Origin of the sequence: Pseudomonas azotoformans, assembly GCF_900103345.1 — a bacterium.
In the GTDB taxonomy this organism is placed as follows: Bacteria; Pseudomonadota; Gammaproteobacteria; order Pseudomonadales; family Pseudomonadaceae; genus Aquipseudomonas; species Aquipseudomonas azotoformans.
Map to the genome: position 1 here is coordinate 5,232,078 of NZ_LT629702.1, position 20,496 is coordinate 5,252,573.

General features: G+C 63.1%; 23 protein-coding genes. 2 read left to right on the forward strand and 21 right to left on the reverse strand.

Translation table 11 applies throughout. The features are described 5' to 3' along the window. Positions 1-9: 9 nt before the first annotated feature. Positions 10-1,236: an MFS transporter gene (locus BLR69_RS23775; RefSeq protein WP_371858610.1), complete on the reverse strand. Its 1,227-nt coding sequence runs from the start codon at positions 1,234-1,236 to the stop codon at positions 10-12. Positions 1,237-1,408: 172 nt separating this feature from the next. On the opposite strand from BLR69_RS23775, the gene BLR69_RS23780 reads away from it, so the two are divergent. Together BLR69_RS23780 and BLR69_RS23785 are read left to right on the forward strand one after the other, a co-directional pair. After that, entirely contained in the window at positions 1,409-2,302 is an 894-nt protein-coding gene (locus tag BLR69_RS23780) for a LysR family transcriptional regulator (protein WP_071497116.1), read from the forward strand. A gap of 87 nt (positions 2,303-2,389) precedes the next feature. Next, on the forward strand, positions 2,390-2,776 hold the full coding sequence (locus BLR69_RS23785; protein WP_071497117.1) for a type II toxin-antitoxin system PemK/MazF family toxin: 387 nt from the start codon (positions 2,390-2,392) through the stop codon (positions 2,774-2,776). Positions 2,777-2,980: 204 nt separating this feature from the next. Here the strand turns inward: BLR69_RS23785 and BLR69_RS23790 are convergent, their stop codons facing one another. Genes BLR69_RS23790 through BLR69_RS23885 form a run of 20 tightly spaced genes read right to left on the reverse strand, consistent with a single transcriptional unit; the run spans position 2,981 to position 20,334 of the window. Further along, complete coding sequence (locus BLR69_RS23790; RefSeq protein ID WP_071497118.1) at positions 2,981-3,430, reverse strand: hypothetical protein; 450 nt, start codon at positions 3,428-3,430, stop codon at positions 2,981-2,983. Positions 3,431-3,456: 26 nt separating this feature from the next. After that, the gene (locus BLR69_RS23795) at positions 3,457-4,683 is read right to left on the reverse strand and encodes a beta-ketoacyl-ACP synthase (protein WP_071497119.1); all 1,227 of its coding nucleotides are present in this window, start codon (positions 4,681-4,683) and stop codon (positions 3,457-3,459) included. Further along, entirely contained in the window at positions 4,683-5,411 is a 729-nt protein-coding gene (gene fabG, locus BLR69_RS23800; RefSeq protein WP_071497120.1) for a 3-oxoacyl-ACP reductase FabG, read from the reverse strand. Before fabG ends, BLR69_RS23795 begins: the two co-directional genes overlap by 1 nt. Further along, complete coding sequence (locus tag BLR69_RS23805; protein WP_071497121.1) at positions 5,408-5,869, reverse strand: hotdog family protein; 462 nt, start codon at positions 5,867-5,869, stop codon at positions 5,408-5,410. The genes fabG and BLR69_RS23805 overlap by 4 nt, the downstream gene beginning before the upstream one ends. Next, positions 5,866-7,032 carry a beta-ketoacyl-[acyl-carrier-protein] synthase family protein gene (locus BLR69_RS23810; RefSeq protein WP_071497122.1) on the reverse strand — a complete coding sequence of 389 codons (1,167 nt, stop codon included), beginning with the start codon at positions 7,030-7,032 and terminating at the stop codon, positions 5,866-5,868. The genes BLR69_RS23805 and BLR69_RS23810 overlap by 4 nt, the downstream gene beginning before the upstream one ends. Continuing rightward, entirely contained in the window at positions 7,029-7,511 is a 483-nt protein-coding gene (locus BLR69_RS23815; RefSeq protein ID WP_071497123.1) for a hypothetical protein, read from the reverse strand. The genes BLR69_RS23810 and BLR69_RS23815 overlap by 4 nt, the downstream gene beginning before the upstream one ends. Beyond that, positions 7,508-8,242, reverse strand: a complete 735-nt coding sequence (locus BLR69_RS23820) for a class I SAM-dependent methyltransferase (RefSeq protein WP_071497124.1) — start codon at positions 8,240-8,242, stop codon at positions 7,508-7,510. Before BLR69_RS23820 ends, BLR69_RS23815 begins: the two co-directional genes overlap by 4 nt. Beyond that, entirely contained in the window at positions 8,239-9,486 is a 1,248-nt protein-coding gene (locus BLR69_RS23825; RefSeq protein ID WP_071497125.1) for an NAD(P)/FAD-dependent oxidoreductase, read from the reverse strand. Before BLR69_RS23825 ends, BLR69_RS23820 begins: the two co-directional genes overlap by 4 nt. A 33-nt stretch (positions 9,487-9,519) precedes the next feature. After that, positions 9,520-11,832, reverse strand: a complete 2,313-nt coding sequence (locus BLR69_RS23830; protein WP_071497126.1) for an MMPL family transporter — start codon at positions 11,830-11,832, stop codon at positions 9,520-9,522. Continuing rightward, complete coding sequence (locus BLR69_RS23835) at positions 11,822-12,508, reverse strand: outer membrane lipoprotein carrier protein LolA (protein ID WP_071497127.1); 687 nt, start codon at positions 12,506-12,508, stop codon at positions 11,822-11,824. The genes BLR69_RS23830 and BLR69_RS23835 overlap by 11 nt, the downstream gene beginning before the upstream one ends. After that, positions 12,505-12,930, reverse strand: a complete 426-nt coding sequence (locus BLR69_RS23840) for an acyl-CoA thioesterase (protein ID WP_071497128.1) — start codon at positions 12,928-12,930, stop codon at positions 12,505-12,507. The genes BLR69_RS23835 and BLR69_RS23840 overlap by 4 nt, the downstream gene beginning before the upstream one ends. Further along, entirely contained in the window at positions 12,923-14,464 is a 1,542-nt protein-coding gene (locus BLR69_RS23845; protein ID WP_071497129.1) for an HAL/PAL/TAL family ammonia-lyase, read from the reverse strand. Before BLR69_RS23845 ends, BLR69_RS23840 begins: the two co-directional genes overlap by 8 nt. Beyond that, on the reverse strand, positions 14,448-15,383 hold the full coding sequence (locus tag BLR69_RS23850; protein ID WP_071497130.1) for an LpxL/LpxP family acyltransferase: 936 nt from the start codon (positions 15,381-15,383) through the stop codon (positions 14,448-14,450). Before BLR69_RS23850 ends, BLR69_RS23845 begins: the two co-directional genes overlap by 17 nt. Continuing rightward, positions 15,380-16,114 (reverse strand): glycosyltransferase family 2 protein, encoded by a 735-nt coding sequence (locus BLR69_RS23855; protein ID WP_071497131.1) that lies wholly within the window; start codon positions 16,112-16,114, stop codon positions 15,380-15,382. Before BLR69_RS23855 ends, BLR69_RS23850 begins: the two co-directional genes overlap by 4 nt. Next, entirely contained in the window at positions 16,107-17,777 is a 1,671-nt protein-coding gene (locus BLR69_RS23860; protein WP_071497132.1) for an acyl-CoA synthetase family protein, read from the reverse strand. The genes BLR69_RS23855 and BLR69_RS23860 overlap by 8 nt, the downstream gene beginning before the upstream one ends. Further along, positions 17,774-18,319, reverse strand: a complete 546-nt coding sequence (locus tag BLR69_RS23865) for a COG4648 family protein (RefSeq protein WP_071497133.1) — start codon at positions 18,317-18,319, stop codon at positions 17,774-17,776. Before BLR69_RS23865 ends, BLR69_RS23860 begins: the two co-directional genes overlap by 4 nt. Next, entirely contained in the window at positions 18,316-18,570 is a 255-nt protein-coding gene (locus BLR69_RS23870; RefSeq protein WP_016979215.1) for an acyl carrier protein, read from the reverse strand. The genes BLR69_RS23865 and BLR69_RS23870 overlap by 4 nt, the downstream gene beginning before the upstream one ends. Before the next feature lie 9 nt (positions 18,571-18,579). Continuing rightward, complete coding sequence (locus tag BLR69_RS23875; protein ID WP_058423641.1) at positions 18,580-18,849, reverse strand: phosphopantetheine-binding protein; 270 nt, start codon at positions 18,847-18,849, stop codon at positions 18,580-18,582. Beyond that, positions 18,827-19,639: a lysophospholipid acyltransferase family protein gene (locus BLR69_RS23880; RefSeq protein WP_071497134.1), complete on the reverse strand. Its 813-nt coding sequence runs from the start codon at positions 19,637-19,639 to the stop codon at positions 18,827-18,829. The genes BLR69_RS23875 and BLR69_RS23880 overlap by 23 nt, the downstream gene beginning before the upstream one ends. Continuing rightward, positions 19,615-20,334: a beta-ketoacyl synthase chain length factor gene (locus BLR69_RS23885; RefSeq protein ID WP_071497135.1), complete on the reverse strand. Its 720-nt coding sequence runs from the start codon at positions 20,332-20,334 to the stop codon at positions 19,615-19,617. The genes BLR69_RS23880 and BLR69_RS23885 overlap by 25 nt, the downstream gene beginning before the upstream one ends. Positions 20,335-20,496 lie beyond the last annotated feature (162 nt).

Below are 20,496 nucleotides of genomic sequence, written 5' to 3' on the forward strand. Positions count from 1 at the left end.
AACACGACTTCATGCCGTTGCTTGCGCCAACGGCGGCAACTTCGCCAACTTCAACGCCACCAGCAACGCGCCAATCAACAACGCCACGATAAACGCGCCGATCCCGTTCCACCCGGCGAAGTGCCAGAAGAACCCGCCTGCCGTTCCGGCAACACTCGACCCCACGTAGTAGCAGAACAGATACAGCGATGACGCCTGCCCCTTGGCCTTGACCGCGCGACGGCCGATCCAGCTGCTGGCCACCGAATGGGCGCCGAAGAAACCGAAAGTGAAGATCAGCATGCCCGGCACCACCAGCCACAGCGGGGTGAACAGGGTCAGCGCCATGCCGGCGAGCATCAGCACGATAGTGGCCCAGAGCACGCGGCGACGGCCGAGGCGGTCGGCCAGGGAGCCAATCTTGGCCGAGCTGTAGATGCCGGAGAGGTACACCAGCGACAGCAGGCCGACCACCGCCTGGCTCAGGTCGTAGGGATCGGCCAGCAGCCGATAGCCGATGTAGTTGAACATCGTCACGAACGCACCCATCAACAGGAAGGCTTCGAGAAACAGCCACGGCAGGCCGGCGTCCTTGAAGTGCATGACAAAGCCGTCCACCAGGCTGCGCGGCTTGAGGCTGGTGGCGCGGAAGTTGCGCGATTCGGGGAGGATTTTCCAGAATACCGTGGCGGCGATCAGCGCCAGGGCACCGATGATCAGCATTGCGGTGTGCCAGCTGACGAAGTCGATCAACACGCCGATGATCAGGCGCCCGCTCATGCCGCCAATCGCGTTACCGCCGATGTACAGGCCCATGGCCAGGCCGATGTGCTGCGGGTGGATCTCTTCGCTCAGGTAGGTCATGGCCACGGCGGCCAGGCCGCTCAGCGACAGTCCTACGAGTGCGCGCATCAGCAGGATGCCTTCCCAGGTCGGCATCAGGCCACTGGCGATGGTGGCCAGCGCGGCGCAGAACAGCGCGGAGACCATCACCGGCTTGCGCCCCAGCCGGTCGGAGATCGGCCCGGTGATCAGCAAGCCGAACGCCAGCATCGCCGTGGCCACCGACAGGATCAGGCTGCTTTGCGCCGCATTGATGGAAAACTCATGGGACAGCGCCGGCATCATCGGCTGCACGCAATACAGCAGCGCAAAAGTGGCGAAACCGCCGGAGAACAGTGCCAGCACCGTGCGCATGAACATCGGCGTGCCTTTTTCGATGTACGCGTTATTGAGCTGGGCCACCACCTCATCCAAGGCAGTGGGCGGTACGTCTTGAGCGAGTGGAGCGACAGCAGCTTTCACGGGGACCTCGAGGAGGAAGAGCCTGCCGGGACCGGCAATGCAAAAAAGAATATAGCTCGCTAATGATTCTTTCCAATATATTGTTCGACCTGTTTGATAGCTTTAACGACCTAATGAGGTTTGCATGGAATTGCGTCACTTGCGGTACTTCATCGCCGTCGCCGAAGAACTGCATTTCGGCCGGGCCGCGCAGGTGCTGGGCATCTCGCAGCCGCCGTTGAGCCAGCAGATCCAGGCGCTGGAGCAAGAGGTGGGCGCACGTTTGTTTGAGCGCACCAATCGTCGGGTCGAGCTGAGCGAGGCCGGGCGGCTGTTCCTGCAAGAGGCACGGCTGGTGCTGGCGCAGGTCGACAAGGCGGCGGATGTGGCGCGCCGGGCGCAGTTGGGTGAACTGGGCGAATTGAAGATTGGCTTCACCTCATCGGCACCGTTCAACTCCAGTATTCCCCAGGCGATTTTCGCGTTTCGCCAGGCATTCCCGGCGGTGCATCTGAACCTGCAGGAGATGAGCAGCACCGAAGTGGCCGAGTCGCTGGTGGACGAGTCGATCCAGGTGGGGCTGATGCGCCCGCTGCCATTGCCGGATTCCTTGAGCGTGGTCGAGTTGATGCGCGAACCTCTGGTCGCAGTGTTGAACGCCGGTCATGCGTTGGTGCGCGGCAGTGAACGTGGTTTGCACCTGGCGCAGTTGGCGGACGAACCGTTTGTGTTTTTCCCGCGCACCTACGGCAGTGGTCTTTATGCGCAGTTGCTGAACCTGTGCCGTGACGCGGGTTTCAGCCCGCACTTCGCCCAGGAGGCGGGCGAGGCGATGACCATCATCGGCCTGGTGGCGGCGGGGCTGGGGGTGTCGGTGCTGCCGGCGTCGTACCAGCGCATAAGGATCGATGGGGTGGTGTATCGCACGTTGCTGGATCAGGAGGCGATGACGGCGGTGTGGCTGGTGCAGCGCGAAGGTGTGCAGACGCCGATGGCTAAGGCTTTTGTGGAGTTGTTGACGCGTAAGGCATTGGTGTAGGTGCAATCACATATCAGGTAACGCAAGCGACTTAGTTATTCGCTGAAAAGTTACGCAGAATCGCTTTTTCTCAAGCGAGTGATATGGATGGCACTTCTCTATCAGCCCAAGGAGGGCAGCGTGTTGATTTGTGACTTTCGAGGCTATGAGGTCCCGGAAATCATCAAGATTCGCCCGGTTATTGTGATACGCAAGCACCGAACCAATAAATTGCTGGTGACGGTTGTACCCTTGAGTACTACTGCACCGCAGACGGTCCTCAATCACCATTTGCAGCTTGATAGCCATCTCCAAGGAGCGAGCCCTACCTGCTGGGCGAAATGTGACATTGTGGCGACCGTCAGCTTGGGCAGGCTCGACCGAATCAAAAGCAAAGATCGTCATGGAAAACGAACTTACAAAATCGCAGAACTCACCCCTGATCAATTTCTCGCGATAAAAGTGGCGGTGCGCAGTGCGCTGGGGTTGCGCTGAAAGATGAACGGCACTTTGCCACGGGTTGTCGGAAGGCTGTTTTCAGGCATACTGCCCAAGTTCCCGAAAGGGGCTTGTGAGACTCTGAGGATCCTGGGCAACCAGCCATCGCAGAGCCAGGCAGGAAGCGGCGATGACAAGCCAACCTGTTTGTGAAGAGGGCGCCGAATGGCGCCCTTTGTCGTTTCTGGAGCAGCGCCGGCCTTAATTCTGTTTAGAGCTGCCCGTCTGCTCAAACAACTGCGCCGCCGCACCAGCCCCGTCCGCACCGTTGTTGCGCAACCCCGCCATGATGTCGCGATCCAGCATGCTCACCCAGCGGTTGTAGTTGCGATGGATCTTGCCATCCTTGTAGCCCAGTTCGCGGCTGTCGCGGTAGGTGATGGCGTAGCTGTTGCGGGTGTAGCGGATGTCGATGGCGGCGTAGTACTGGTTACGCACATTGATCTCGGCCTGCACCAGTTGCGGGCTCAGGCGTTGTACCGTCCATTCGCGTTTTTGCAGGGCGTTGACGATCACCATTTTCATTTTTTCTTCGCTGACCTGGGCGTTGGCCGGCAGGTCGTGCTGGGTGTTGAGGATCGGCTTGCTGGTGCAACCGGCGGTGACCAGCAGGGCCAGGGTGATCAAGGTGACGCGTAGCAAGGAAGACATTCCGTTTTCTCCAATCGATTAAAAAGTCAGGACCAGCGGCGGAAAATCAGCGAGGTGTTGACGCCGCCAAAGGCAAAGTTGTTGTTCATCACATAGTCGTGGTGCATCTCGCGGAACTCACCTTGCAGGTAATCCAGCTCGCCGCATTGCGGGTCTACCGAATCCAGGTTGAAGGTGTGCACGTACTGGTCGCGGTTCATCATCTCGATGCTGAACCACGACTCCAACGCGCCACACGCGCCGAGGGTATGGCCTAGGAAACTCTTCTGCGAACTGATGGGCATGCGGCTGCCGAACAGGCTGCTGGTGGCCAGGGTTTCAGCGATGTCGCCTTGGTCGGTGGCAGTGCCATGCCCGTTCACGTAGCCGATCGCGAACGGCTCAAGCCCGGCATCTTCCAGGGCCAGTTCCATGGCGCGGCGCATGGTTTTCTGCTCCGGGCGGGTGGTGTGCTGGCCGTCGGCGTTGCTGCCGAAGCCGACAATCTCGGCATGGATATGCGCACCACGCGCCAGGGCATGTTCGAGTTCCTCGAGTACCAGCATGCCGCCGCCTTCACCGATCACCAGGCCATCGCGGCCGCTGTCATAGGGGCGTGGGCTGGTTTGTGGGGCGTCGTTCTTCAGGCTGGTGGCATAGAGCGCATCGAACACCATGGCCTCGGTGGGGCACAGTTCTTCGGCGCCGCCGGCGAGCATCAACGGCAGGCGGCCGAACTTGATTGCCTCGTAGGCATAGCCGATGCCCTGGCTGCCACTGGTGCAGGCGCTGGAGGTGGGAATGAGCCGCCCGGTCAGGCCAAAGAAGATGCTGATATTCGCCGCCGTGGTGTGCGGCATCATGCGCACATAGGAGTTGGCATTCAGCCCCTCGGCCACCGAGTTCAGCAGCATGTTGCCGAACGCCTTGATCTCGTCGGTGCTGCCGGTAGACGAGCCGCAGGCCACGCCCATGCGCCCGTCCTTGATCGATTCATCGCCTAGCAAACCGGCGTCCTGCAACGCCTGTTCCGCGGCCCACACCGCCAGGCGCGAGACACGACCCATGCTGCGCAATTGTTTGCGCGTCCAATGGGCGGGCACGACGAAGTCGTCGATCGGCCCGGCCAGGCGCGTGTTCAGTTCAGTAAAGCGATCCCACTCATCCATGCGCCGGATGCCGCTGCGGTTGGCGCGGAAGTTGGCCGAAATGGTTGCCCAATCGCTGCCCAGGGAGGTCATGCCGGCCATGCCGGTGACGACGACGCGCTTCATCAGCACAAACCTCCATTCACGGCCAGGACCTGGCGCGTGATATAGCCGGCTTCAGCTGACATCAGGAAATTCACCGCACCAGCCACTTCTTCCGGCGTGCCCATGCGCTGTGCCGGGATCATTTTCATCAGCTCTTCCACCGGCACGTTTTCATCCAGCATCGCCGTGTCGATCAAGCCGGGAGCCACGCAGTTGACGGTGATCTTGCGCTTGCCCAGCTCGATGGCCAGGGCCTTGGCCGCGCCAATCAGACCGGCTTTGGACGCGCTGTAGTTGACCTGGCCACGGTTACCGATCAAACCGGAAACCGACGTAATGCACACGATACGCCCAGCCGCGCGACGACGAATCATCGGCATCATCACCGGGTGCAGCACGTTGTAGAAACCGTCGAGGTTGGTGCGCATCACCACGTCCCAGTCATCTTCCGACAGGGCCGGGAACGCGCCGTCACGGGTCAGGCCGGCATTGAGCACCACGCCGTAGTAGGCGCCATGTTGCTCCACATCGGCCTCGAGAATTTGCTTGCACAGCGCACGATCCGCCACGTCGAACTGCAGCACCCGCGCCTTGCGGCCCAGGGCTTCAACCTCGGCCTGCACCGCATCGGCCTCGGCACGACCGCTGCGGCAGTGCAGCACGAGGTCATGCCCGGCCTGGGCCAGGCGCAGTGCAATGGCGCGGCCGATGCCACGGCTGGAGCCGGTGACCAGTACGGATTCAGTCATGGCGTTACGTCCTTCGATTCATCTAAATAATTGGCCGCCTGGGGCGGTCGAAATACATTCAAGCGGGCGCTCGCCTGGATACCATCAGCGGTCAGGTGGCATTCGAACACACCCATGCCATTGTCGTCTTCCAGTGAGCGCAGGCCGTGGATGCGCAACTCGGCGCCTGCCGGAAAGTGCTCAACGTTGCACTCGAACTTGCGCGTGCCGAGCAGGAAGCCCAGTGCCACCGCTTCACCTTTCTGGCGTGCGCGACAACCGGCGTAGGCGGCGACGCTTTGCGCCATCAACTCGATGCCGACCCAGGCCGGCAGGCTGCCGTCAGCGCGGTTGAACAGGCCGCCTGGCTTGACCGTGGCGCAGGTGTGGATCTGCTCTTCATCGAACGACAGCACTTGGTCGATCAGGATCATGTCGCCCGCATGGGGCAGCAATTCGGCGAGTGGCCAATCGATCATGGGGCCTCTCCAATAATCAGGCTGACATTGTTACCGCCGAAGGCAAACGAGTTGCTCATCAGGCAGCGTTTTTCCAGGGCCTCTGTGGCTTGCGCCCAGTGCAAGGCGGGCAGTGCCGGGTCGGCCTGGCCGTCCCAGACATGCGGTGGCACCCGGTGGTGGACCAGGCTCAACCAGCAGAACGCCGCTTCCAGTGCACCGGCTGCGCCCAGGGTATGCCCGCTCATGGGTTTGGTCGATGAGCAAGGCACGCCTTGCGGGAACAGGCTGGCGACGGCCAGGCTTTCCATCGCATCGTTATGCTGGGTGGCGGTGCCGTGCAGGTTCAGATAGCCGATCTGCCCGGGTTGCAATTTCGCGCTGGCCAGGGCCTTGCGCATTGCCTGCAACGCACCTTTGCCGGTGGGTTCGGGCGCGGAGATATGGTGCGCATCGCAACTGGCGCCGCTGCCCAGCAGGGCGATGGGTGCGGGCGCCTTGCTCATCAGGAACAGCACCGCTGCTTCGCCAATGTTGATGCCGTTGCGGTTCACCGAAAACGGGTTGCAGCGCTCGTTCGATACGGCTTCCAACGAGCTGAAGCCGTTAAGCGTCAGCTTGCACAGGCTGTCGACGCCGCCGCAGATCACCGCATCGCACACTCCCAGGTCCAGCAAACGCTGAGCACTCATCAAAGCGCGGGCACTGGAGGTGCAGGCGGTGGAGATCACATAGGCCGGGCCGCTCAGTTGCAGCCAGTCGGCGAGGAAGTTCGCCGGGGCGCTGAGTTCCTGTTGCTGGTAGTCGTAATCGCTGGGGAAGTGGTGGTCGCGCAAGTAATGAGCAATACCGCGACTGGCTTCGTCGATGCCCGAGGTGCTGGTGCCGAGCACGATGCCGACCCGCGATGCGCCGTAGGTGCGGATCGCCTGGCGGAGCTCGCCCTCGATCTGCAACGCTGCCTCCAGCAGCAACTGGTTATTGCGGCTGCTTTGCTGGCCCAACTCGGTGGGTATGGTTGCCAGCTCGCCGTGCACCCCGGCCACCGGCAACACGCGTTCCGGCACCCAGCCACTCTCGGCGCGCATGCCGGAGCAGTCACCGGCAAACAGGCGGCGGCTGACCTCGGCCTGGCCACGGCCGAGGGCGCAGATCACGCCGAGTGCGTTGAGGTAGGCGCTCATCGTGCCGCTCCTAGCGGCGTGATGCGGTAGCTCAAGGGCTGGCCAGTCATGTTCACGCTGAATACCTCGGACGACTGGTACACGATCTGCCAGTGACCCGGCAGGGTACGCGTCAAATCCATCGCCTGCGCGCTGGGGTACAGCGCACGCACGTCATCCGCCGAGGTCAGTGCAAACAACAGCGCGGCAAACAGCTCGCGCGCCTGGGGATTGGGCGGCAGCAAGCCATCGGCTTGCCATTCGCCATCGATCAGCTTTTGCCGGGCCTGGGGGATGCCCAGCGGGTCCATCATCGACCAGCGAATACCAGCGCCTTCGCGCTGGATCACCAGCAGCCAGTCCTGGCTCTGGCCGTCAGCCAGGCGTTGCACATGCAGTTGCAGCGGCAAGGCCAGGGTCGGGATTTTCTCGGGCAACGGCGCTTGGCTGGCGCAGGCACCCAGCAGCAACAGGCAACCGATCAACAGCCAGCGCATCATGACGCGGTACTCGCCAAAGGCTTGCGTGCCACGCAGTTGACCAGGGTTTCTTCGCGCTGACCCACCGGCGGCGCCTTGCGCAGGCCCCAGCGTTCCAGCAGGCCGAAGTCGCTGGAGCGGCTCCACCACAAGTACGGATACGAGACGTTTTGCGGGCCAAACTCAAAGCCTTGTTCGCGGAGCATCTCCAGGTATTCTTCGGCGCTTTTCTGCACATGCATCGGGTGGCGGAACAGCCAGCGGATCACCCAGGTGTCGATATAGGCTTCGGTGGACTCGGCAAACAGCAGGTAACCGCCCGGCTTGAGCACGCGGTAGAACTCTTGGAGTGCGCGATGCTGTTCCACCAGGTGATGGAAGGTCTGATGGCAGAACAGGATGTCCACGCTGTTGTCCGGCACTTGCAGGGTGGCGCAGTCACTGCCGATCAGCTCGATGGCCAAGCCCTGGCGCGCCGCTTCTGCACGGCTCAGCTCCAGGCTGTGCGGGTCCGCGTCCAGGCCGATCAGGCGCGCAGGGGCGAATACCTGCTGCAACAGCTTGAAGGATTTGCCCTGGCCGCAACCGGCGTCCAGCAGCACCGGCGCCTGCGGCAGCGGGTCGCTGAACAGGCTGCGCAGATCGTTGATCGCCACGCGTAACACGTGGTGCTGCCAGGTGTGGCTGCGCAGGAACCAGAAGCCGAACCGGGTTTCTTCGACGTAGTTCTTACTCAAATACTGACTGCTCACGCGGCATCCCCTGCACAAATTTCCGACAACATCCGCAAGCGTCGCTTGGGCTCACTCACAAACGGGTTGCGCTCATCCCACGCATAACCGGCGAGGATCGACGCGATCATCCGGCGAATTTCCGGCGAGCTGCCCGGATGGAAGATCACATCCTGGAACGTCCCGGCGTACCAGCCTTCGACGTAGCAGCGGAAGGTATCGACACCGCGCTTCAACGGTTCGGCAAACTCGGTCTGCCAGTCTACGGTTTCGCCGTTGAGCTGACGATGCAGCACGCCGGCTGCCATGCTCGCCGAACGCATGGCGATGGTCACACCCGAAGAGAACACCGGGTCGAGGAATTCCGCCGCGTTACCCAGCAAAGCGAAACCCGGACCGTGCAGGGCTTTGACGTTGGCTGCATAGCCGCCGATGGTCCGCGCTGGCGTATCCCAGACGGCGTTTTGCAGCACGCCGGACAGGCTTGGGGTCTCATCGATGAAGCCGCGCAGGCAGGCGTCGAGGTCAGCATCGCGACCGTCGAAATGCGGCTTGGCGGCGACTACGCCCACCGAGCAGCGGCCGTTGCTGAACGGGATGGTCCAGAACCAGATATCACGCTTCGTAGGGTGTGTGGTCACCAGGATCTTGGTGCGGTCGAAGCCCGGGTGTTCGATGCGATCTTCGATGTGGGTGAACACCGCCTGGCGCACCGGAAAGTCCGACGGCAGATCCAGCTCCAGCAGGCGCGGCAATACCCGGCCGTAGCCGCTGGCATCCAGCACGAACTTGGCCTTGAGGTGGTATTCGCTGCCGTTCTCCCGGCGCACATGCAGGTAGCGCGACTCGCCCTTGAAGTCCACGCCGACGATGGTTTCGCCGTAGCGGATGTCCACGCCTTGCTTGGCGGCCTGATCGGCCAGCAACTTGTCGAACTCGTCGCGCTGCACCTGGAAGGTGGTCGGTTTGCCGTTGCTGAAGGTGTCGCCGAAATCAAACGCGCTGTAGCGCTCGCCCCAGGCGAACGCGGCGCCGGTCTTCACCTGGAAGCCCGCCGCCTGCACGGCGTCGAGCATGCCGGCTTCTTCGATGAAGTCGATGCAGTGCGACAGCAGGCTTTCGCCAATCGAGAACCGTGGGAAATGCTGGCGCTCGATGATCAATACATCATGCCCTTTGCGCTTTAACAGCGCGGCGGCGATGGCCCCGGATGGACCGGCACCGATCACCACCACCTGGCGACGTTCCATTTCAACTGTGGGCACGAGGGCTCCTTGCCACATTGGCGATAATCACATTCATAAGGCGTGTTTCTGTTGCCCGGCCCAGGGTGCCAGCATAAAGCTGAAGGCCAGGCCCAGGCTGACCGATAAGCCGAAATTGCTCACCGCCGGTGTACTGGACACCGCCAGCAGGCCAAACGACAACCAGGTCGTCAACGCTGCCAACAAGGTCCCCAAGAGACTGACCGCAGGACCGCCGATTTGCTCGCGCATCAGGATCGCGTAGTCGACGCTGATGGCCGTGACCAGCAGCAGGCCGAACAGGCTGAACAGCGTCAGCGGCTGGCCCAGCCAACCGAGGCTGGCCAGGCTGCACAGCGCCGCCAGCAACGGCAGGGCGACGATACGCAAGGCACCGCCGAAGCCGAATGGCAGGATCAGCAGCAGCACGATCAATACGCAGGACATCAACTTCAATTCCGCGGCGCTGATCTGGGTGTCGGCAAACACTCGGTTCAAGTCGCCCAGGCGGTCGACTAACTGCACGCCGGGCAGATCCAGCGCTTGCACACGCAGCAGCGCGGGGTTGTTCAAGCCTTGCAGGCTGACCATCGCCGCCACGCCGCCCTCCACCGGCCCGAGCCACAGCGTGCGCCAAGGTTCGGCCAGCGGGCCTTTCAGCGCGGCGTCGATGTCTTGGGTGGGCAGTGCTTGCAACTGGGTGACTTCGGCTTGCAAGGCACTGGCGGGTACGCCCAGGTCCAGCAGTGGTTGCCAGTGTTGCGGCAGTGCGTTCAGCGCATCGCGCAGTTGTTGCTGTTCGGCGGGCAGGCTGACCAATTGATTGAGCGCCAGGTAGCCCTGGAGCTTATCCATGTTCACCAGTTGATCAAGGCGTTGGCCCAGCGCACGTTGACGCTCCAACAGCTGCTGCTGGTTGTCTGCACGCACCAGGAAGAACTGGCTGGTGGGCTGGAACCCGGTGATCCGCGCCACGGCCTGGGCTTCTTGCAGCAATTGCGGCGGCGCACCGATCCACTGGCGGATATCGTTCTTGCTGTTCAAGTGCCACAGACCACCGGCGCAAAACAGCAGCAGCAGCGCCAGCAAGGCTGGGCTCGGCACGCGCTTGAGCAACGACTCGCGCACCAGCCACAGGCATTCGGCAATGCGCAGCGGCCATTGCGCCGGGCGCAGTTCGACGCCCTTGAGCAGCGCCGGCAGCAGGCACACGGCGGACAGGTACGCACCGACCAGACCCGCTGCGGAGAACACCGCAATCTGGGTCAGCGCCGGGAACGGCGTCCAGGCCAGTGCCAGGTAACCGATGCAGCTGGTAGCCAGGCTCAGACTCAAGCCCGGCAAGGTGATGCGCAACGCCGGCCAACTGCGCCACGGCTGCAGGCTCCAGCTCTTCGACAGGTAGTGCAGCGGGTAATCCACCGCCACGCCGATCAGGCTGGAGCCCAGCACCAAGGTCATCACATGCATATGGCCGAACAGCGCCACACAGGCCACCGCGCCAAACAGCATGCCCACCAGCACCGGCACAAACGCTAGCAACACGCGCCAGCGGCGGAAGGCGAGCAGCAGCAACAACAGGATGCCGACGGTAGCGCCGCCGCCGACCCAGGTGATCTCCCGCGTGGCCTGCTGCTGACCATTGGCGGCGTACAACAAGCCGCTGGCGGCGAGCAACTGCGCGCCTTGCTGACCGGCTTGCGCGCGGCTCGCCTGGAGCAGGTCCGCCACTTGCAGCGGCAGTTTCATGTCGAAGGCATTGCCGGTGGTGCGTGCCCGCAGCAGCACCCAGCTTTTGCCGTCGGCATCGGCGATCAGCGCACCGCTGCCGATATCCAGCTGCACCGAGCCGTGTTGCGGCTGGCTGTTCTGGATACGCCCGGTCAGGCCCAGCCAGTCATCCTGGCTCGGCACCAGGCTGAACCCGGTGAAGGGATCGAACAGGGCCTGTACGCGTTGCTGGATAAACGCGTCGGGGTGTTCGACGAGCTGTTCGCGGTCCTTGGTCGATAGCATCGCCAGGCGGCCACGCAGCAATTGCTCGCGCAGCGCCGGCAAGTCGGCTTGCAGGTTCCACTGCACCTTTTCAAACAGCCCGCTGGCCTGCCAGCGCTCGCCCAACTGTTGCGCCACGGCCACGGCTTGCTGGCGGTCGGCATGCCCCACCAGCACCAGCATTTCGCGGTTCAGCGGTTCCTGCATGCGTTGTTCGGCTTGCTGTTCAAGCGCATCCGGGGTGTTGCCCGGCACCAGTTCCATCAGGTTGGCCGACAGCGGCGCGCCGTGACGCCATTGCCATCCGGCCAGGGCCAGCATGGCCACCAGCAGGATCAGGAACAGGCGCGGCAGCAGGCGCTCACTGGGCAAAGTCGTGTTGCTCCGCTTCACTTAGGGGCTGGGCTGCGGTGCTGTCCTGCATGCGCAGCAGGGTGCTGTCGCCCTGGGTTTCCAGCAGCTCGATTTTTTGCACCAACTCGCCACCGTCGATATTGATCTGGGTGAAGACTTGTTTTAACAGCAGCGAGCGTGGGATCAGCGTCAGCTTCCAGTCGTTGGCTTCGCCTTTCAATTGCAGTTCGAAGTCTCGCTGCAAGCCGCTGCTGTCGCCCTGCAGTACGGCCAGGAACAGGCGGTTCTGTTCAGCGCCGGCGCTCTTGTTCGGCAGCAGTTGCCAGCCATTGGTATCGCGACGGGCAATGCCCTGGGCGCTGATGCGGTAGTCCTGTTGCAGTGGGGTTTTCAGCAGCCACAGTAGGCCATGGTCCTTGGCGAGCACGAAGGTGCCTTTGCTGACCAATGGCTGGGGCAGGGCGCGCAGGTGTTTTTCCTGGGTGAAGTTGCCGTGGATTACCGAGGGTTTGGCCAACTGGTCGCTGAGTTGCTGCAAATCGAAAGCGTGGGCACTGAAACTCAGGAACAACCCGATCAAAAATGTGGGAGCGGGCTTGCTCGCGAAGAACTTGAGGACGCCGCGCAGTGTCAGGCGGATTGCGTTATCGTTGACGACCTTCGCGAGCAAGCCCGCTCCCACAGGGGATCTCATTTCAAAGCTCTCTCTACGGCGTCGGTGAATATCTTGGGGGAGGCCAGTTGCATCTCGCGGCTGGTGACGTCTACTGCGACTTGCACGGTGCTTGCGCGGGTCAAACGCTCGCCACTGGCCAGGTCGGTGATCAGGTAGTTGACCTTCAAGCGGTTCTCCCACTCCACCAGGCTGGCGCGCACGTTGATGGTCTGGCCGAACACGGCGCCGCGCACGTAGCGCAGTTGCAGGTCGATCACCGGCCAGGCGTAGCCCGATTCGAGCATCGCCGTATAGTTGTGGCCGAGCTTGTCCAGCAACGCGCAACGCGCCACCTCAAGGTACTTCACGTAATGCCCGTGCCACACGACGTTCATGGTGTCGACGTCAAAAAACGGCACGAGGATTTCAGTGTCGCAATGCAATACGCCCTGGCTACGCATGCAGCCTCCAATGTTGCTCGGCGATGCGTTGCAGGCACAGGCGCAGTTCGCCTTCCAGGGCGCGGTCTTCGATGACCGGTGGGAAGTCCTTGGCCAGCTCTTCATGCATCGCCGCCAAGGCGGGTGGCAGCGGCCGCGCATCCTCGGCCTGGGCCCGCAGCCATACGCCCTGGTTGGCGGCTAGCAGGGTCGCTGCGGCGACTTGTTCGGTCAGCTCCAGCACGCGGATCGCATCGCGGGCGGCGATGGTGCCCATGCTGACCTTGTCCTGGTTGTGGCACTCGGTGGAGCGCGAGAACACGCTGGCCGGCATCGTATTTTTCAGGGCTTCGGCGGTCCAGGCGCTGGTGCCGATCTGCACCGCCTTGAAGCCGTGGTTGATCATGGCGCGATCAGCCGGCGCGCCGGACAGGTTGCTCGGCAGGCCGTGGTTGTAACGCACGTCTACCAGCAGCGCGAGCTGGCGGTCGAGCAGGTCAGCGACGTTGGCCACCAGAGTCTTGAGGCTGTCCATGGCGAAGGCAATGTGCCCGCCGTAGAAGTGCCCGCCGTGCAACACGCGTTCTTCTTCGGCGTCGATGATCGGGTTGTCGTTGGCGCTGTTCAACTCGATCTCGATGAACGAACGCAGCCAGTTCAGGCTGTCGGCCAGCACACCGAGGACGTGGGGCGCGCAACGCAGCGAGTAACGGTCTTGCAGGCGATGCAGCGGTGCAGTGGGCGCATCGATGGCCAGGTCCTTGCGCAGCCAGGCGGCGACTTGCATCTGCCCCGGGTGCGGCTTGGCGGCGAACAGGCGCTCGTCGAAGTGTTCCGGGTTGCCTTGCAGCGCCACCACGTTCAACGCGGTGATGCGCGTGGCCAGTTGCAGCAGGTAGTCGGCGCGGGCGAAGGCCAGGCATGCCAGGCCGGTCATCACGGCGGTGCCGTTCATCAGCGCCAGGGCTTCCTTGGGGCGCAGCACCAGGGGATCCCAGCCCAGTTCGCGGTGCACGTCGGCGGCCTGGCGGCGTTCGCCACGGAACATCACTTCGCGTTCACCGGACAAGGTTGCGGCCACGTAGGACAGCGGTGTCAGGTCACCGCTGGCGCCCACCGAACCTTCTTCCGGGATCAGCGGCAGCACATCGTGTTCGAGGAACGCATGCAGGCGCTCCAGCAATTCCACGCGCACACCGGATACGCCGTGGCACAGCGACTGCAAACGTGCAGCCAGCACCGCTCGGGTCGCCTGGGCGTCGAGCAGTTTGCCCAGGCCGCAACCATGGAACGTGTACAGATGACGGGGCAGGGCCTCGACGTGTTGCAAGGGCACCGCCACCACGCAGGAGTCGCCGTAGCCGGTGGTCACGCCGTAGATCACGCCTTCCTTGTCCAGCAGCGAGTCGAGGAACTGCGCGCCCTTGGCGATGCGTTGGCGATAGGCGGCGTCATCCTGCAATTGGGTCGGCGCCTGACGGTTGGCCAGGGCCAGCACGTCTTCGATGCGCAAAGGGCGTTCGCCAAAGGTTACCGGCTCAAGATGCGTGGTCATCGGTCTTCCAGAAAGGGTAAAAGTTGAACCATTGTTGGGGCGCTTCCAGGCAGAACTGGCCCAGGCGTGCGGCGTAGCGCGCGGTCCACAGGGCTATGACCTGCTCGCGGGTGTTGCGTTTCCATTCGATCGAATCTGAGAAAGGCTCGATGCTCAGGCGATAGCGGTTGCCGTGCTTGAGGCACATCAACAGGTTCACCGGGCATTTGAGCAATCCGGCCAGCAGCCACGGGCCTTGGGGGAAGGCGGCGTCATGGCCGAGGAAATCCACGCGTACCGTGCGCCCGCCGTGCAGCGGCACGCGGTCGCCGGCAATTGCCAGCCACTCGCCATCGTCCAGGCGCTGGCTGAGCAGCAGCATGGTGGCCGGGTCCAACTCGCTGACCTGGATCAGGCGCAAGTGCGTCGCCCCGGCCTCGCCCAACAGGCGGTTGAATTGTTCAGCGTGCTTGGTGTGCACCAGCACGTTCATGGTGACTTGCTCACCGAGCTCGGCCAGCGCCCGGCACACTTCGAGGTTGCCCAGGTGCGCGCCCACCAGCATCTGCCCGCGCTCGCCGCGCAGTTGTCCGCGCAATTGCGCCGGGTCGTTGATCTCGATCTGCTCCAGGCGCAGCTTGCCGTTCCACACGTCGAGCTTGTCGAGCAGCGAGTCGGCAAAGGCCATGAACTGGCCGAAGACTTTCCAGTGGGTAGGGCGCAGTTCGTCACGCCCGCTCCAGTCGGCCAGGCGCTGCTGGTATTGCCAGGCGCTCTGGCGTGCGGTGCGGCCGAACAGGAAGAAGTACAGGACGATGCCGTACAGCACCGGGCTCAGCAGTCGACGACCCAGGACCTTGGCGGCGAAGGCGGTGAGTTTCATCAGCCAATAGCTGCCGCGTTCCTCGCGGTCGGCCCAGTGTTTGCCGCTGTCGCTCATGCTTGCCACCGTCGCCACAGGATCATCGGCGCGCGGATCAGCATGCCGAAGAACAACCGGGTGTGCATGGCCGAGATGCGTACGTTGTCGCGGAACAGGCGGAAGTGCGACAGTCCATCGGCCGGGTAATGCACCTGGGTCGGCAGCCAGCGCATCGGCTGGTTGCGCCAGGCCAGGCGCACCAGGATGTCGGAGTCGAAGTCCATGCGCGTGCCGATGTAGGCCGAGTTCATCAGCGCCAGCACCGGTGCCAGCGGGTACACGCGAAAACCGCACATCGAGTCGCGGATCTGCAACGACAGGGTGTTGATCCACACCCACACGTGGGTCAGGTAGCGCGCATACAAACGGCCTTTGGGCACGCTGTCGTCGTATTCCGGGTAGCCGCAGATGATCGCGTCGGGGTGCCGGCGCGAGGTGTCGATAAAGGTTTCGACTTCGCGCAGGTCGTGCTGGCCGTCGGCGTCGACTTGCAGGGCATGGCTGAAACCCAGGCGTGAGGCTTCGCGGAAGCCGGCCATCACTGCGCCGCCTTTGCCCTGGTTGCTGGGCAAGGTCAGCAGGGTGACGTTTTCCAGGGTTGCCAGTTGCGCCAATACCGCCGCGCACGTCGGGCTGCTGCCGTCATCCACCAACAGGCAGGGCAGGCCGCTGTCCAGCAGGCTGTGGACCACGGCCGGCACGGCGGCTTCGTGGTTATAGACCGGGATCAGAGCACAGGGGTTATGCATGGTCGGCTTCCAACTGGATCCGGCCGCTTGAGCAGGCCGCAACACCATTGCGATAGGCGAAATACAATTTGCCGCGCTGCGCATCAAAGCGCAGGTGCAGTTCGATCGCATCGCCCGGGCGCACCAGTTGCTGGAACTTGAGCACTTCCATACCCGCAAAAGTCGCTGGCAGATCGAGCAGTTGCTGGCCCAGGTTGAACGCCCACTCGACCTGCACCACGCCCGGCAGCACCGGCGTGACCGGGAAGTGCCCGCTGAAGTAGGCCAGGTCTGGTGGGACGCTCAGTTGCACGGTCCATTCGCCGTTGGCTTCGACGCGCTCCAAGACTTCCGGTGCCTTGGGCCGGGGTGCCAGCAACAGTGCCTCGATGTCGGCCTGAGGCAGTTTGCCCTGGCTGTTCAGCGGCAGCTGTCTCAGCAACCGCCAGCGACGTGGCAGGGCCAGGGCTTCGCAGTGCCGGCTCAGGTGTTGGCGCAGGGTTTGGGTGACGGTTCGGCGGCCTTGATTGCGCAACGCATGCAGGCCTTCCGCGCTCAACACCACCAGCGCGCCAAGTGAAGCGCGATTTTCCTGGACTACGCCCAGACGGGTTTCAGCGACCCACGGGTGGGCCATCAGCGCGTGTTCCAGCATGGGCAGGGAGATGCGTTTTTCTTCCAGCTTGACGATGCGATCCAGGCGGCCAAGCAGCTCGAAACGGCCATCGGCATGGATGCGTACGGCGTCGGCGGTTTGTTCGACATGCCCCTCAGGCAGGTAAGGCGATGCAATGCGCAGGGCGCCGTCGGCATCCTGGCTCAGTTGCACGTCGGCAAACGGCTGCCAAGGTTGTGCGCCTTGGCGCCAGGCGATGCCGCCGGTTTCCGAGCTGCCGAGAATCTCGGTCGGCCACTGCTGCAAGCGGTCGTATAGGCTGCCGGCGGCGTCCACCGGCAATGCGCCGCCGGACGAAAACACCCGCGACACCTGGCTCAGCGCCGGCCAGTCGAGGTTGTCGCCCATGCGCTTGAGCAGTGCCGGGCTGGCAACCCAGGCAAAGTGTGCATGCTCGCGGCTGGCGCGCTGCATGTCTTCAGGGAAGGCCAGTTGCTTGCGCACAAAGGTACGGCCGGCGCACAGCGGCCACAGTACGCGGAACAGCAAACCGTAGATGTGTTGGGTGGCGACGCTGCCGATGATGCAGGCGTCCTTGAGGTCCTGGCCCCAAAGGGTTTCCAGGGCCTCGACCTCGTTGGCCAGCTGGCGCAGGGTCTTGTCGATACGCTTGGGTTCGCCGCTGGAGCCGGAGGTGCACAGGCTCAGGTGGCAAGTGTCCAGATCCAGTGCGGTAGCGCTCAGTGGCGCCGCATACAGCGCCTCAAGGTCAGCCGCTTCGGTCAGCCAGGCATCCACGGCCTCATCCCAGCGTTGGCGGGTCTGAGGTTGCAGGTCGGCCGGCAGCAATACGCTGACCCCGGCGCGCCAGGCGCCCAGCAGGGCAATCGCCAGCAGGCCGGCATCTTCCAGGTACACGGCCAGGCGCTGGACACCGCGCGCTTTCAGGCCGGCGGCCAGGCTCAGGGAGTGTGCCCACAGCTGGGCGTGATTCATGGCAGGTTCGGTGGTGACCGGACGCTGTTCCAGCGGCTCAAGCAGCAGGTGCTCAAGTTTCAACCCATTCATACGCGGCCTCGAACCCTTTGTCGTACCAGCCATTCCACGGCAAACAACAGCCCCATCAGCCCGTAGGCGATCAGGCCGTTGTACAACGTCCACCAGCTCAGCGGCGCCCACAGGGTGAGGGCGGCGGCGAGCAGGCCATTACACAGAAAAAACACACTCCACACCACGGTGACCTGGCGGGTATACACGATGGCATGCGGGGGCAATACCGGGTCGGTCATGCGCGCCAGGCGCTCGACCATCGGCGGGCCGTATTTGAGGCTCAAACCAAACAACGCCAGCATGAACGCGCTGACCAGGCTCGGGTACCAGCGCAGCAAGCGGGGGTTGTCGAACCAGGCCAGCAACAGGCAGAACACGATCACCGCCAGCGCCATCCAGCGGCTGCCGGGGCGTCGCGCACCGGTCAGTGCGCGCAGCAGCCACAAACTGCCGAGCAGCAGGCCGAATTGCCACGGGGCGAAGTGTTCGGTGCCGTAATACACCGCAAAGGGGTACAGCAGCCCCGCCAGCAACAGGCCAAGGCCGATCAGCCGGCTCATGCGGCAGGCGTGACCAGACGGTACACCGCCTCAACCACATCGTTCACGGTGCGCACGGCCTTGAATTCCTCGGCGGCGATCTTCTTGCCGGTCTGGCGCTTGATATGGTCGATCAAGTCGACGGCATCGATGCTGTCGATTTCCAGGTCCTGGTACAGGTTGGCGTCCAGGGTGACGCGTTCCGGCGGCAGTTCAAACAGTTCCACCAAGGCATCGCGCAGGGTGTTGAAAATATCGTCACGAGTTTGCATGGTCCGGTCTCAAGCTGCCTGTCTGGCTGTGACGAATGCCGCAAGGCTGGCCACGTTGGTGAAGTGATTGCGGGTGTCCTTGGCGTCGGCATCGATCTTGATGCCGTACTTTTTCTGAATCGCCAGGCCCAGTTCCAGGGCGTCTACCGAATCCAGGCCGAGACCTTCGCCGAACAGGGTCTGCTCGCTGCCGATGTCGTCGACGCTGATGTCTTCCAGGCCCAGGGCCTCGATGATCAGCGCCTTTATGTCGTGCTCAAGGCGGTGTTGGTCGCTCATCTTCGGCGAGCTCCTTAATAAAATAGTGATGCAGGTAATCGTTGAGCTTGCGTGAGGCCTGGGGCGCGGGCCCCAGTGTTGCGAACGCCTGTGGTTCTATATCGGCACCCACCCGCAAACTGAAGTGCACGCGGCATTTCGGGATGCGATACCAGGGTTCGGCCTTGGTCAGCGTGGTCGGGCTGACCTTGATCACCACGGGGGTGATGATTGTCGCACCCCGCAGTGCAATGGCGGCACCGCCGCGATGAAAGGCAGGCGCCGCACCGGGTGTGGTGCGGGTGCCCTCGGGAAAGATGATCAGGGTCTGGCCACTGCGCAGGGCGTCTGCGGCTGCATCGAGCATCTCGGCACTGCCGTCGTTGCTGATATAACCGGCGTCGCGAACCGGGCCACGCGTGAAGGGGTTCTGCCACAGGCTCTGCTTGACCACGCAGTTGGCCTGGCGCACCAGGCCGATCAGGAACACCACGTCGATCAGCGACGGGTGGTTGGCGATGATCATCTGGCCAGGGCGGCCGAGTTTTTCCGCGCCTTCGACGCTGTAGGTCAGCACGCCGGCGCGTTGCATCAGGCGGATAAAGAACCAGAACAGCCAACTGATCGTATGGCGCGCGCGGCTGCGGTGTTTTGCAGCGCTGCCTGGCAGGCAACTGAGCAATGGAAACACCAGCAAACGCAGGCACAACCCGCCGAAGCCGAACAGCGCAAAGCTGGCGGCGGTGGCGAACAGACGCCAGTAATAGGCGTCCCGTGGTTTTTCGTTCAGGGCTTGCGTTGCCAGTTCCATACGCGGTTCTTCCAGGCATGTTGGCAGGCGACCTGTTCAGTGAGCAGGGTGCGCAGCAGGTTCAGGGCGTGGGGCCACTGGGTTTGAGTGTGTTGGACAGTGCCGCTGTTCAGTTCCACCTGCCACTCGTCGCCCGGCGTCAGCAGCAGACCGAGGGCGTAGGGGAAGGGTACGTCAACGATCCAGCTGGCATAGGCTTCGGGCGGCTGCTCTTCGGTAATCACCAGTAAAACCGCTGGCGCGCCCTCGTTGAGCAGCGCGGCGGCTTCGAGCATGCCGTGCTCCAGGCCATCGCCGGCGGCGGCGAGGGCGGTCATTTCGCTGGTTTCATTGCGCAGGATCGACCACAGCCCAATCACCGCATTGTGCACCGACAGGCTGAACTGCGTCGGCGACAGCGGCTGCTCGCTGGCCAGGTCGCTGAGGATGTCGAGGGTGCGCGGGGTTTCGCCATGGCGGGAAATAAACACCAGCGGCAGGTCCTGCAAACCCTCAGCCAGTGGCCAACCTACGCTGAAAGCCATGCGCGCCAGGCGGCTCAAGCGGCGGCGCTGCATGGCCGGCAGGAACGAGACGTCAGGGGCTGCATCACTTGCGGGCAGCAACGCCGGCGCCTGACACCAGGCGCGCCAGTCGTCCACGCTATCGAGCCCGGGGGCCCAGGCGCGCCATTGGGCGATGTTGAAAGTGATCACTGAGAAGTTATCCCGCCCCTGCGGGCTTCCATGTGCGACTGTTGGCCCCGAATACCGGGACAGGGAACAATAGCCGAATGGCGCGCATTATCCCGGTGCCGTGGGGTTCTAGCAAACTTTGGTAAAGATTTGTGCACGGCTGATTACAAAATAGTGGAAAGG